9 protein-coding genes are annotated in these 13,766 nt (G+C 57.0%); all 9 read left to right on the top strand.

From position 1 onward, the window contains the following. The first annotated feature begins 29 nt into the window (after positions 1 to 29). The 9 genes from ACDI13_RS04180 to ACDI13_RS04140 all read left to right on the top strand — a co-directional run bounded on the left by ACDI13_RS04180 (position 30) and on the right by ACDI13_RS04140 (position 13,731). Positions 30 to 1,784 (top strand): alpha/beta fold hydrolase, encoded by a 1,755-nt coding sequence (locus tag ACDI13_RS04180; RefSeq protein ID WP_316990301.1) that lies wholly within the window; start codon positions 30 to 32, stop codon positions 1,782 to 1,784. A 142-nt stretch (positions 1,785 to 1,926) separates the two neighbouring features. Continuing rightward, positions 1,927 to 3,432, top strand: a complete 1,506-nt coding sequence (locus ACDI13_RS04175) for an efflux transporter outer membrane subunit (RefSeq protein WP_316990302.1) — start codon at positions 1,927 to 1,929, stop codon at positions 3,430 to 3,432. After that, positions 3,429 to 4,508 carry an efflux RND transporter periplasmic adaptor subunit gene (locus ACDI13_RS04170; RefSeq protein WP_316990303.1) on the top strand — a complete coding sequence of 360 codons (1,080 nt, stop codon included), beginning with the start codon at positions 3,429 to 3,431 and terminating at the stop codon, positions 4,506 to 4,508. Before ACDI13_RS04175 ends, ACDI13_RS04170 begins: the two co-directional genes overlap by 4 nt. Positions 4,509 to 4,511: 3 nt before the next feature. Beyond that, positions 4,512 to 7,253, top strand: a complete 2,742-nt coding sequence (gene rbbA, locus ACDI13_RS04165; protein WP_316990304.1) for a ribosome-associated ATPase/putative transporter RbbA — start codon at positions 4,512 to 4,514, stop codon at positions 7,251 to 7,253. Position 7,254: 1 nt separating this feature from the next. Beyond that, the gene (locus ACDI13_RS04160; RefSeq protein ID WP_316990305.1) at positions 7,255 to 8,379 is read left to right on the top strand and encodes an ABC transporter permease; all 1,125 of its coding nucleotides are present in this window, start codon (positions 7,255 to 7,257) and stop codon (positions 8,377 to 8,379) included. A gap of 54 nt (positions 8,380 to 8,433) precedes the next feature. Then, entirely contained in the window at positions 8,434 to 8,874 is a 441-nt protein-coding gene (locus ACDI13_RS04155) for a phasin family protein (RefSeq protein ID WP_372372754.1), read from the top strand. 5 nt (positions 8,875 to 8,879) lie between these two features. Continuing rightward, entirely contained in the window at positions 8,880 to 9,626 is a 747-nt protein-coding gene (phbB, locus tag ACDI13_RS04150; protein WP_316990307.1) for an acetoacetyl-CoA reductase, read from the top strand. A 69-nt stretch (positions 9,627 to 9,695) separates the two neighbouring features. Next, positions 9,696 to 10,880, top strand: coding sequence for an acetyl-CoA C-acetyltransferase (locus tag ACDI13_RS04145; RefSeq protein ID WP_316990308.1), 1,185 nt, complete (start codon positions 9,696 to 9,698; stop codon positions 10,878 to 10,880). A gap of 28 nt (positions 10,881 to 10,908) precedes the next feature. Then, positions 10,909 to 13,731 carry a DUF3141 domain-containing protein gene (locus tag ACDI13_RS04140; RefSeq protein ID WP_372372751.1) on the top strand — a complete coding sequence of 941 codons (2,823 nt, stop codon included), beginning with the start codon at positions 10,909 to 10,911 and terminating at the stop codon, positions 13,729 to 13,731. Positions 13,732 to 13,766: the final 35 nt, after the last annotated feature.

Genomic DNA, 13,766 nt, shown 5'->3' with positions numbered 1-13,766 from the left:
GTTTTTTGTGTACTTTTTGCGGAGTGGCAATGGTTAGCAGGCAGTCCCTTGATCAGACTGAGCAGTTAGATGCATCCGCACGAGCCGCCTGGGCTCGCATCTGGAGCTCCATCTCCCCTGAATCGCAATTTCTTGCCTGGATGGATTGGATACGTCATCTGGCCCTTAGCCCCGGCAAACAAGAGCAGTTAAGACAGTTGGCCCAACGCCAGTGGGAACAGTTGTTCCTCGAATGGAGCGAGGAGCTGGCGGCATCGGCCCAGTTGTCTTCGCCAAGGTCTGAACAAACCCCCACGCCTGTCTATACTGATCGCCGTTTTTCTGATCCCGCCTGGGACCGCTGGCCTTTTAATTTGCTGCGACAAACCTATCAGGCGCAGCAGCAGTGGTGGCAAAGCGCCACGGAAGGTGTGGCCGGTGTTGAACCCCATCATCAAAAGCTGATTGCCTTCGGTGCCGAGCAATGGCTGAACATGCTCAGCCCCAGCAACTTCGCTTGGACCAATCCTTTGGTGTGGGACAAAACCCTTGCGGAACAGGGGGATAACTTCAGCCGTGGCCTGGCAAACTGGCAGCAGGATATGCAGGCCCAGTTTGCCGGTGAACCCCCCGCAGGTACGGAAGATTTTGTGGTCGGCAAGGATCTCGCCGCTACACCGGGCAAGGTGGTGCTGCGTAACGAGCTGGTCGAACTGATCCAGTACACGCCTACTACCAAGCAGGTCCATCCAGAGCCTGTTCTGATCGTGCCGGCCTGGATCATGAAGTACTACATTCTGGATTTGTCCCAGCAAAACTCCCTGATCAAATACCTGGTGGATCAAGGCCATACCGTATTTTGCCTGTCCTGGAAAAACCCTGGTGCCCAAGATCATGCCTTCGGGATGGACGACTACATTCGTTTGGGTTGGAAGGCCAGTCTGGATGCAGTGAATGCCATTGTCCCCGGCCAGAAAATCCACGCCACTGGCTATTGTCTGGGTGGCACCTTGCTGGCCATTGCCGCAGCCGCCATGGCACGCGATGGTGACGACAGGCTCGCTTCCCTGACGTTCTTTGCCGCTCAAACCGACTTTTCCGAACCTGGTGATTTGTCCCTGTTTATTGATGAGAGCCAGGTCAGCCTGCTGGAAGCCCAGATGGCTGATGAGGGGTACTTGCGCGCCAATCAGATGGAAGTTGCTTTTCAAATGCTGCGCTCCGCTGATTTATTGTGGGCGCCCATGGTTAATAAGTATCTATTGGGCGAACGTCGCCCCTTGAGCGATTTAATGGCCTGGAATGCAGATGCCACGCGTATGCCAGCCACTATGCATTCGCAGTATTTGCGGCGCATGTATTTGAATAATGATTTAAGTCAAAACCGTTATCCGGTTCAAGGTCGTATCGTTTCTTTGGCGCAAGTTGATTTGCCCATTTTCTGCGTCGGTACGGTTTCCGATCACGTTGCACCTTGGCGCTCTGTTTACAAGCTGCATTATCTGGTCCCTTCTGAGATCACTTTTGTTTTGACCACGGGTGGGCATAACGCTGGAATTGTCAGTGAACCGGGTCATCCGCGTCGCAAATATCAGATCCATACCCGCGCAGCAGGCACCGCGCCTGTACTGGTGGACGACTGGCAGGCACAAGCGGAGTCTCATCAGGGCTCCTGGTGGCCCGCCTGGACTGAATGGCTGAAAACCCGTTCGGGCGAGGCCGTAAAACCGCCGCAAATGGGGGCAGCCAAACAGGGCTATACGCCAGTCGGCCCGGCACCCGGTCAATATGTATTAGTGAAGTAAGCGATCTGGTTCATACAAGCTCACGGTTGAGGTGAGCGAGTTGTTCTGTTTTATGTCGGCGATAGGCACAAGGCGGCCTATCGCTGGCGTGCTGTTTTGCCTTGACGGCAGTTCTCCTTTTTCTCCTTAGGCATGTTTTCCCATGGCCCCACAGACCTATGATTTGAGTATCACGTACCGAAGTGCTGCGCGTCGCCCTCATTTTGCGTTGGCTGCCTTGCTGCTGACGTTAACTGCTTGTGCTTCAATGGCACCCGATTACCAGCAGCCCGCCGCCCCCGTTCCGCAAGTCTATTCGGACCTGTCTGCAGAGCAGGCCAATGCTGTGCGGGCGCGTGATCTGGGTTGGCGCCAATATTTTAAAGATCCGGTTCTGAGCAAGCTCATTGAGACGGCACTGGAAAACAACCGCGATATGCGCGTCGCCATGTTACGGGTGGATGAGGCCCGGGCCATGCTGAATTTGCAGCGCAGCGAACGCTTTCCTGAATTCACCGTGGGTGGTCAGACTGCGCGTTCGCGCGTGCCAGGTGATATGAACCCGAGCGGCCAGGCCGTGACGGGCGGAGATTATCGTGCCCAGGTCGGTTTGACGAGTTGGGAGCTGGATTTGTGGGGCCGTGTACGTAGCCTGGAAGATGCCGCCTTGCAAGGCTGGCTGGCTACCGAGGCAGGCCGACAGGCTGTGCATGTGGCCCTGGTTTCGCAAGTGGCCAATAACTATATTGTGGTACGCGAGCTGGACGAGCGAGTGCAGATCGCTCGTAAAAGCGTGGAGACGCGTCAGGAGTCCTACCGCATTTTCTCCCGCCGCTATGAAGTGGGTGCAACGTCCAAGCTGGATGTGACGCAGGTGCAAACCTTGCTGACGCAGGCTCAGTCCATGCTGGCTCAATTGGAGCAGCAGCGCGCGGTACAACTGCATGCCTTGCAACAGCTATTGGGTGCCGATCCGGGAGTGTCTCTAACGGGGGAGCCTGTAGCTGAAAACCTTGTGCTGGCCGAGCTGGCCCCCGGTTTGCCGTCGGACTTGATGGTCTGGCGTCCCGACATTATTGCGGCTGAACACAAGTTGCGGGCGGCCAACGCCAATATTGGTGCAGCCCGCGCTGCCTTCTTCCCGCGTATTGCCTTGACCGGCAATTTCGGCACCGCCAGCGCCGAGCTGGATGGTCTGTTTGATTCCGGCAGCAAAGCCTGGATGTTCGCCCCTACGATTTCCCTGCCTATCTTTGACGGTGGCCGTCGCAGCGCCAATCTGGACGTCTCATACGTGCGTCGTGACATGCGTATCGCCGAGTACGAGCAAGCGATTCAGACCGCATTCCGGGAAGTGTCGGATGCTTTGTCGACTCGCCATTGGTTAAGGCAGCAACTGGACGTTCAACTGGTGGCCCGTCGCGCTCAGACCGAGCGCGCCCGCCTGGCACAGATGCGTTACGACAACGGTTCAGCCGCCTATCTGGAAGTGCTGGATGCGCAGCGTGATTTGCTGGATGTGGAGCAGCAAGTGGTGCAAACACGTCGCGCGCTCTTGGCCAGCCAGATTGCTATGTATAGCGCCTTGGGCGGTGGGCTGGACCCCGCCGAGCCTCTGACCAACATCCATAACTCCTCTCAATCGAATCCATCCTCGAGCCAGCTATGAGCAAACAATCTTCGTTGAAAAAAAATCTTGTTCCTGTCCTAATCGTTGCCGGGGTTCTGGGCCTGGGCTGGTGGGCATGGCAGAAAATGTCCAATACGGGTCCCGGAGAAGGTTTTGTCAGTGGTAATGGTCGTATTGAAGCGACCGAGATTGATATCTCTACCAAGTTTGCTGGACGTATTCAGAGCATTGCTGCCCATGAGGGCGACTTCGTGAAGGAAGGTCAAGTGCTGGCCGTCATGCAGCAAGACAGCCTGGAAGCGGCTCGTGACGAAGCAGTGGCCGGTTTGCGTCAGGCCGAAAACAATGTGGCGGCCTCTCAGGCACAAGTTGCCTTGCGTGAAAGCGATGCCATCGCCGCCAAAGCCTTGATCGGTCAACGTGAGTCGGAGCTGGATGCGGCTCAGCGCCGTCTGGCCCGTTCCACCACCCTGGCCAAAGAAGGGGCTGCCTCCGCTCAGGAGCTCGATGATGATCGCGCTCGTGTGCGTGGTGCCCAGGCGGCTGTCGCTGCTACCAAAGCCCAGGCCAATGCGGCGCACGCTGCCATTAACGCCGCAAAAGCGCAGTTGATTGGTGCACAGTCTGCCGTAGAGGCGGCTACTGCGGCTGTTGCCCGTATTGAGGCTGATCTGCGTGACAGCGAACTGGTCAGTCCGCGAGATGGGCGGGTGCAATTTCGTGTTGCTCAACCCGGTGAAGTACTGGGTGCCGGTGGCCGTGTGTTGAACGTGCTGGACTTGTCTGATGTGTACATGACTTTCTTCTTGCCCAGTGAAGTGGCCGGCAGGGTAGCTCTGGGTACGGAGGTTCGTCTGGTGCTCGATGCCATCCCTGATATTCCGGTTCCTGCCACTGTGTCCTTCGTGGCCAGTTCGGCCCAGTTCACCCCCAAAAGTGTAGAAACAGCCTCGGAGCGTCAAAAACTGATGTTCCGCGTCAAGGCCCAGATTGCCCCCGAGCTGCTGAAACAGCATCTGGAGCAAGTCAAGACCGGCTTGCCCGGTGTGGCCTGGGTAAAACTGGATCCTAATGCCAGTTGGCCCGAGTCGCTGACTTCTACCTTGGCGGAGTAAATTATGCCCAAGCAGCAAGCGGCGACCGTTGCTCGCGTTGTTGAACTCAGTCAACGTTACGGCGACACGCTCGCACTGGATCGTTTAAGTCTGGATGTTCCTGCTGCTTGCATGGTCGGGCTGATTGGTCCTGACGGTGTGGGCAAGTCCAGCTTGTTGTCCCTGCTGGCCGGTGCCCGCGTGATTCAGGAGGGCCGTATTGAGGTGCTGGGTGGCGATATGGCGGAAAAAAGCCATCGCGACCAGATTTGTCCGCGCATTGCCTATATGCCTCAAGGTCTGGGCAAGAACTTGTACCCCACCTTGTCGGTGGAAGAAAACCTGCAGTTCTTTGGCCGTTTGTTCGGGCATGATGCCGCCGAGCGGCGGCGTCGTATTGACGATCTGACGCGCAGCACGGGCCTGCATCCTTTCCTGACCCGGCCTGCAGGCAAGCTCTCGGGCGGTATGAAACAAAAGCTGGGTCTGTGTTGCGCCTTGATTCACGACCCGGACTTTCTGCTGCTGGACGAACCGACTACCGGGGTGGACCCCTTGGCGCGCAAGCAGTTCTGGGATTTGATCGAGCGCATTCGCATCGAACGCCCTGGCATGAGCGTGATTGTCGCCACCGCTTATATGGATGAAGCCCAGCGTTTTGACTGGCTGGTCGCCATGGATGACGGTCAGATTCTGGCAACGGGCTCACCCAAAGAGTTACTGGAACGCACGGAAAGCAAGAGCCTGGAGCAAGCCTTTATCCGCCTTTTGCCCGAGGATAAGCGCCAAGGCCACAAGGCGGTGGACATTCCGCCGCTGGATGTGGACGCCGATGATATCGCTATTGAAGCCGAAGGGCTGACGATTCGTTTTGGCGACTTTACCGCTGTAGACAAGGTGTCTTTCCGGATTCGGCGCGGCGAGATTTTTGGTTTTCTGGGATCAAATGGTTGTGGCAAATCCACCACCATGAAGATGCTGACCGGCTTGTTGCCCGCGTCCGAAGGGCAGGCCTGGCTGTTTGGCCACGAGGTTGATCCCAAAGATATCGATACCCGCCGTCGAGTGGGCTATATGTCGCAGGCTTTCTCCCTGTACAGCGAACTGACGGTTCGCCAGAACCTGGTGCTGCACGCCCAGTTGTTCCACGTCCCCGAGGACGAGGTGGAGAGCCGAGTGGCCGAAATGGTGAAGCGTTTTGAGCTAGGTCAGATTTTGGACCGTCTGCCTGATGCGATTCCCCTGGGCATGCGCCAGCGTCTGTCCTTGGCTGTGGCCATGGTGCACAAACCAGAGCTGCTGATTCTGGACGAACCGACCTCGGGGGTGGACCCGGTCGCGCGCGACAATTTCTGGCGTTTGCTAATCGAGCTGTCCCGCCGTGACAAGGTTACGATTTTCATTTCCACCCACTTCATGAATGAGGCCGAGCGTTGCGATCGCATGTCCATGATGCACGCCGGCAAGGTGCTCGATAGTGATACACCCGCCAATTTGGTGAAAAAACGTGGCGCGATGAATCTGGAAGAAGCCTTTATTGGCTACTTGCTAGAAGCCAGTGGCCCCGAGCCGGAAGTGGTTGCCAATCCTGAACAGACCGTGGTCGTGCCCGAGCAAGGGCATAGCGACAAAAGCGACCGTTTCAGCTTGCAGCGGCTGTTGAGCTACACCTGGCGCGAAGCCCTGGAACTGCGTCGTGATCCGGTGCGCGCCACCTTGGCCTTGGCCGGCTCCTTGATTTTGCTGTTTGTAATGGGCTTTGGCATTACGCTGGACGTAGAGGATTTACGCTACGCCGTGCTGGACCGTGACCAAACCAGTATCAGCCAGAACTACGCCTTGAACCTGTCCGGTTCACGCTACTTTCTGGAGCAGCCGCCGCTGACGGATTATCAGGACCTGGATGACAGAATGCGGCGTGGCAAGATTGCGCTGGCTATTGAAATTCCGCCTGGTTTTGGGCGTGACGTGTTGCGTGGCAGCAAGCCGGAAGTTGCAGCCTGGGTGGACGGCTCCATGCCTACCCGCGCAGAGACCGTTCAAGGTTATGTGAAAGCCATGCACCAGCAGTGGTTGATTACGCAGGCCAAGGAACGTCTGGGGGCAGGGGCCTTGGTGGTGCCAGCCAGTATTCAGGACCGGTACCGATACAACCCGGACGTCAAGAGTTTGCCGGCCATGGTTCCCGCCGTGATTCCGGTGCTCTTGCTGATGTTGCCCGCCATGCTGACTGCACTGTCTGTGGTGCGCGAAAAAGAACTGGGTTCCATCATCAATCTGTACGTGACCCCGGTCACGCGAGTGGAGTTCTTGCTGGGCAAGCAGATTCCCTATATTGGCTTGGCGATGGTCAATTTTTTATGTATGTGTCTGTTGGCCATCACGGTGTTTGACGTCCCTATCAAGGGCAGTTTTCTGACCTTGAGTGTGGCGACCTTGATGTTTTGCGTGATTTCGACCGGCATGGGCTTGGTGGCTTCCACGGTGACCCAAAGCCAGATTGCAGCCATGTTCTTTGCCATGATCGGCACCATGCTGCCCGCCGTGCAGATATCGGGTTTGCTCAACCCTGTGTCTTCCATGGAAGGGATCAGTCGCTGGGCAGGCGAAATTTACCCGGCGACACATATGTTCAACATCAGCCGTGGGGTATTTAACAAGGCCCTGGCTTTCTCGGACTTGCAGGGTGCCTTGCTGGCCTTGGCGCTGGCCATTCCGGTGGTCCTGGGTGCGGCGGTCTTGCTGCTGAAAAAGCAGGAGAAGTGAGATGAGAAAACTCAAGAATGTGCTGTTGTTGGGCCGCAAGGAGCTATGGAGTCTGGCCCGCGACCCCATGATGCTGTTGCTCATTGTGTATGTGTTTTCGGTCTCGATCTACACCTCGGCAACGGCTCAGCCCGAGACCCTGAACAATGCACCCATTGCGATTGTGGATCAGGACCAAAGTCCGTTATCCGCGCGTATTGCGTCGGCTTTCTATCCGCCGGAGTTCATTTACCCGCGCATGATCGAGTATGGCGAAATGGATTCGGGCATGGATACTGGCGAGTTTACTTTTGTGCTGAATATCCCACCTGATTTCCAACGCGATGTGCTGGCCGGACGCAGCCCCGAGGTGCAGTTGAACATTGACGCCACCCGTATGAGTCAGGCCTTTACGGGCAATAACTACATCCAGCAGGTGGTCATGGGCGAGGTCAACGAGTTCGTACGGCGATACCGCAGCGTTGACACCCTGCCGGTGGATCTTGCTTTGCGAGTGCGCTTTAACCCCACCTTGGAAAAGGCCTGGTTCGGCAGTATTGCCGAGGTCATCAACTCGGTCGCCATGCTGTCCATCATCCTGACTGGGGCGGCCCTGATTCGTGAGCGCGAGCACGGCACCATTGAGCACTTGTTGGTCATGCCTGTCACGCCGGGTGAGATTATGGCTTCCAAAGTAACGGCCATGGGTCTGGTGGTACTGATTGCGACTGCCGCGTCCCTGAACGTCGTGGTGCGCGGCTTGCTGGGCGTACCGATTGAAGGCTCCATTCCTTTGTTCCTGTGCGGCACTGTGCTGTGCCTGTTTGCCATGACCTCCATGGGCATCTATCTGGCGACCTTGTCGCGTAGCATGCCGCAGTTTGGCTTGCTCCTGATGCTGACCTTGCTGCCCATGAATTTGCTCTCGGGCGGACGGACTCCCCGCGAAAGCATGCCTGAAATTGTTCAAAACCTGATGCAACTGGCCCCCACCACGCACTTCGTGTCCTTGGGGCAGGCCATTTTGTTTCGCGGCGCGGGCCTTGAAACCGTGTGGCAACCCTTTTTAGCCCTGTTGGTGATTGGAACGGCCTTGTTTGTTCTGTCGCTGCGGCGTTTTCGTAACACCATCTCTCAGATGGCTTGATGGGCTGGGCCCCGTGACGGGGTATTTTTTTCCTTTAAGGAGATTTCGATGAGCATGGAAACACTTCCCCTGGATCTGTACAAGGCCAATGTTGAGTTGCAACTGCGTATCACTCGCCTGCTGCAGGAAGGTGGTCATCGCTGGCTGGAGTCGGTACAGAAAAGCAATTTGCGCAGCATGGAGCAGACCACCGCTGAAATCGAGGGTTTGCTGCAAACCGGTAACTGGCAGTCCTTGGCCGCCTTGCCCGCCGACACCTTTTGGCGCTTGTTTCAGCATGGTGTCAATGACAGTCAGACTATCAATCAGCTTGCCATTGAGAACCAAACCGAGTTTACGTCAGGCTTGCAGCAAGCGTTGGAAGCTTGGCAGAAGTCGGTGATGGCGGTGGTCAGTGATAGCAGCGCAGCCCTGCCTGTGATGGATATTTTCAAGCAGTGGGGCGCACCTTGGGCAAATGTTGCCAGCGCCTCTGACACTAAAAAGGGAGCATAAGCGGTATGTCTACGGTAAAACGCACGGCCTTGGTGACAGGGGGGATGGGCGGTCTGGGTCAAGAGATTGCCCGTGCCCTGCATGATGCAGGCCATCACGTTTTGGTGACGCATTCGCGTAGCGAGGCCGATGCCCAGGTCTGGCTTAAAGAGCAGGCCGATGCCGGCTATGTGTTTCAGGGCTATCACGTTGATGTGGCCGATTTCGAGTCCTGCCAGCAAATGGCGCAAGCCATTGAGAAGGATGGTCTGCAGGTTGATATCCTGATCAATAACGCCGGTATTACGCGCGATGGAACGTTCCGCAAGCTCAGTAAAGACAAGTGGGACGATGTGCTGCGTGTCAATCTGGACTCGGTATACAACGTGACCAAGCCCTTTATCGACGGCATGCTGGAGCGTGCTTGGGGCCGGGTGATCAATATCTCTTCCATCAATGGCAGCAAGGGGCAGTTTGGCCAAACCAACTACTCGGCCGCCAAGGCAGGGATGCACGGCTTTACCAAGGCATTGGCCCAGGAAGTGGCGCGCAAGGGCATCACGGTCAATACCGTTTCGCCCGGCTATTTGGCCACGAAAATGGTCATGGCGGTGCCCGAGGATGTGCGTAACAGCATTATCGCGGGCATCCCGGTAGGCCGTTTGGGCCAGCCCGAGGAGATTGCCGCTCTGGTGACTTTTATTGCCAGCGAGGCAGCCGGATTTATGACAGGTAGTAATGTCGCCATGAATGGCGGCCAGCATATGTACTAGCCTGACCCTGTTCGGCTGCTGCCTGTATGGGCCCGATTGTTGGGCCTGCGACTTACGAAAGGAATGGATATGCACACAGATATTGCGATTGTTGCTGCAACTCGCAGCCCCATCGGCCGTTTTCAAGGGGGGCTGTCTACGGTGCCCGCTCATGATTTAAGCGCACAATTGATTCGTGCCGTGCTCCAGAGCACAGGCGTGGCAGTCGAGCAGATTGATGAAGTCATTTTGGGCCAGATTCTGACCGCCGGTGCAGGGCAGAATCCGGCCCGTCAGGCAGCGGTCAACGCCGGCCTGCCGTATGACGTTCCCTCCATGTCCCTGAACAAACTGTGCGGTTCGGGCTTGAAGGCGGTGCATCTGGCCGCTCAGGCTATTGCCGTGGGCGATGCGGATCTGGTGTTGGCGGGTGGTCAGGAAAGCATGAGTCTGGCGCCCTTTGTCGTGCACAAGGCGCGCACCGGCCTGGGCCTGGGTCACGCCATGATGGACGACACCTTGCTGCGTGACGGTTTGACTGACGCCTTCCACAACTACCACATGGGTATCACGGCAGAAAATCTGGCTGAACGTTACGGCATCACCCGTGAACAGCAGGATGCGTTTGCGGTGGAGTCCCAGCGTAAAGCGGTCGCGGCCATGGAAGCAGGGCGCTTCAAGGATGAAATCACGCCTATCGAGGTTCCGCAGCGCAAGGGCGACCCAGTCCGTGTCGAGGCCGACGAGCAGCCACGTGCCCAAACCACCTTGGAGTCCCTGGCCAAGCTGCGTCCCGCCTTCAAAAAAGAGGGCACGGTCACAGCGGGCAATGCGTCCACCATTAACGATGGTGCGGCTGTGCTATTGCTGGCCAGTGCAGAAAAAGCCAAGGAACTGGGCCTGCCTGTTCTGGCCTGGATTCGTGGCTGGGCCAGCACGGGCGTAGATCCGGCCATCATGGGTATTGGCCCGGTATCGGCCAGCCGCAAGGTTTTGAAAAAGGTAGGTTGGGAGCTGGATCAGTTGGACTTGATCGAAGCCAATGAAGCCTTTGCCGCCCAGTCGCTGGCGGTGGCTAAAGACTTGCAGTGGGATATGAACAAGGTCAACGTCAATGGCGGTGCCATTGCCTTGGGTCACCCCATTGGCGCATCCGGTGCGCGTGTGCTGGTGACGCTGGTTCATGAAATGTGTCGCCGTGGTGCCCAGAAAGGTCTGGCCACCTTGTGCATTGGCGGTGGTCAAGGCGTCGCGATTGCCATTGAGGCCGCTTGAACAGATAGCTGATTGAAGGGAGAAGATGATGACAGATACGTCTCGTGACGACAGCACGGCTTGGTCCTCCTGGATGATGAATCCCTGGAGCCTGGGTCAGACCGTCTCCTCGTACTTTGTGGACGCTTGGCAGCGCGCCATTCTGTATGCCGATATCGAGCGTCAGGTCGGGGATCAGTACCAGGCCCAACGCAAGGTTGAGGTGCCCAATGTGCTGAACTTTCCGGCTGAACTGGTCATGTCGGGTCTGACTCTTCCCCGACCCGTCAACTATCTGATGGTGCGCATTCTGGCACCGGAAGATCAGCCTACCGATCCCAGCAAACGTCCTTTCCTGGTGGTGGACCCCCGGGCAGGGCATGGGCCAGGGATCGGTGGCTTCAAATCCGACAGTGAAATCGGTGCCGCGCTGCAAGCAGGGCACCCTTGCTATTTCGTCGGTTTTTTACCGGACCCCGCTCCCGGCCAGACGGTCGAGGATGTGATGCGTGCTCATGCTGCCTTTGTCAGCAAAGCGGCTGAACTGCATCCGGACAGTCAGGGCAAGCCGGTGGTGATCGGCAATTGTCAGGCGGGCTGGCAGGTCATGATGGCCGCCGCCGTCTGGCCGGAGCTGTTTGGCCCGCTGATTCTGGCCGGTGCCCCTGTGTCCTACTGGGCCGGTCGTAATCCCATGCGGTATGCCGGAGGTTTGCTGGGTGGCAGTTGGTTGACCGCCATGACCAGTGATCTGGGCAATGGTCGCTTTGACGGTGCGTGGCTGGTCAAGAACTTCGAGAACCTGGACCCAGCCAATACCTTGTGGACCAAGCAGTACAACGTGTATGCCAAGGCGGACACCGAGGCCGAACGCTATATTGGCTTCGAGAAGTACTGGGGCGGTTATGTCTTTCTGAACGATGTGGAAATGCAGTACATCGTGGACAATCTGTTCATCGGCAACAAACTGTCTACGGCTCAGTTACTGACCTCGGACGGTATCCGTATCGACCTGCGCAATATTCGTTCGCCCATTGTGGTGTTCAGCTCCTTTGGCGATAACATCACGCCGCCTGCACAGGCTCTGGGCTGGATAACTGATCTGTATCTGGACGACGATGATGTACGCAGTCACGACCAGACCATTGTGTTTACGACCCATGACCGTATCGGCCATTTGGGTATTTTTGTGTCCGGCAGTGTGGGCAGCAAAGAGCACCGCAAATTTGCCAGCACGATTGATCAGATTGATCTGTTGCCTGCTGGCATTTATCGGGCCACTGTTGAGGAAACACCGGACGACGACACTTTGCTGAACGACCCGTATTTGATGTCGGTGCGTCAAAGTAATCTGGCTGAAATTGCCGAGATCGTGCAGCCTGACCCCGAATCAGATCGCCGCTTTGCAGCGGCTGCACGTTTATCGGAAATCAACCTGGCTTTCTACAAGAGCACAGTGCAGCCTTGGATCAAAGCCTTGACCACACCTTATACCGCTGCTCTGCTGGAAGCCTTGCATCCCATGCGCCTGTCCTACGAGTCCTGGACCAGTGCCAATCCGTGGGCTGCTACCGTTCATCAATGGGCCGAGAACATCAGCCAGCAGCGCCAGACTGTCGACAAAGATAATCTGTTCCTGGAAGCGCAGGAGAATTTCTCTCAGGCCATGGAACGGGTCTTGAATAATTACCGGGACCGTCGCGACAGCATCTATCAGATCTGGTTTGACACGGTGTACGGTTCGCCCTTGCTGATGGCCCTGGCGGGGCATGCACCGGGCGATTCTGCACCGGCACGCCCGCATCCTGGCAGCTCGCCTGAACATCTGGCGTTTGTGCGTGAGCAAATGCACAGGTTGGACGGTTTGTTGAACGAAGGCGGTTTGCTGGAAGCGGCACTGCGCGGTTTGTTCCATATCGCCAAACAGCGCAACAGCGTGGATGAGCGTTATCACCATGCCGCCATGCGTTTGCGCGAACAGTACGATACAGGCAAGTTCGATATTGAGAAAATGCGTGCTGCGATCCGCGAGCAGGCCTTGGTGCTGGCGCACCACGGCCATAAAGCCGTAGAAGCGATTCCGCATTTGTTGAGTAAACATACGCCAGAGGAAATCCGTTTGGTGGCATCCCTGATCAAGAAGCTGATCAGTGCGATTGATGAGCAGGATGCCGCCCCCGAGGCTGTGGTCAAGGCGTCTGAGGAAGTGCTGGGTTTGTTCGAGACAGCCGCCCAACAGCAAGAAGAGCAGGGCGGAAAGTCGAGCGGGGTGGACGCCAAGCCTGTTGCTAAAACGGTAAGTAAGACAAGCACGAAAGCCGCTGCTAAAACCACGCCGGTAGCGGCTACGAAGTCGGCGGCTCCTGTGTCAGTCAAACCAAGGACGGCCCAGCCAGCAAGGAAAACGGCAGCGAAATCGGCGGGCGCATCGCCAACGGGTACGACCGCTAAAACAGCAGCACCAGTGAAACCAGCCGCCAAGCCAGCGACAAAACCGCTTGCCCAAACCACGGCAGGCACCTTGACTCAGGCGGCGGCTAAGTCCACCGCTGACAAACCTGTCTCTCGCTCCGTGGGTGATACCAAGGTGGGTGCCGCTACAAAAACAGAGGGTAATGCTACGGCTAAACCTCAGGCCAAGTTGGCAGAGCCCAGCAAGGAAACGGGTAAAGCAACTAATACGGCTGGGACTCCAGCATCAGGCGCTGCAAGCTCGGCGGCTCCGGCTACCAGCAAATCGCCAGTCTCTCAATCTGCGACGCCTAGCTCATCGAAACGGCCTACGCCTGCTACAGGCGCAGCTAATAAACCAGCGGCCACCAAGCCTGTTAGCACGGGTGCCGCATCCAGGACTCGTCAGCGCAAGACTTGAGACTGGGTTCCAGTGAATTTTTTGAAGGAGTTGTC

This window comes from Alcaligenes faecalis, assembly GCF_041521385.1.
Lineage (GTDB): Bacteria > Pseudomonadota > Gammaproteobacteria > Burkholderiales > Burkholderiaceae_B > Alcaligenes > Alcaligenes faecalis_E.
The sequence above is the reverse complement of the archived record's forward strand: the minus strand, read 5'-3'. Positions and strand labels throughout refer to the sequence as shown.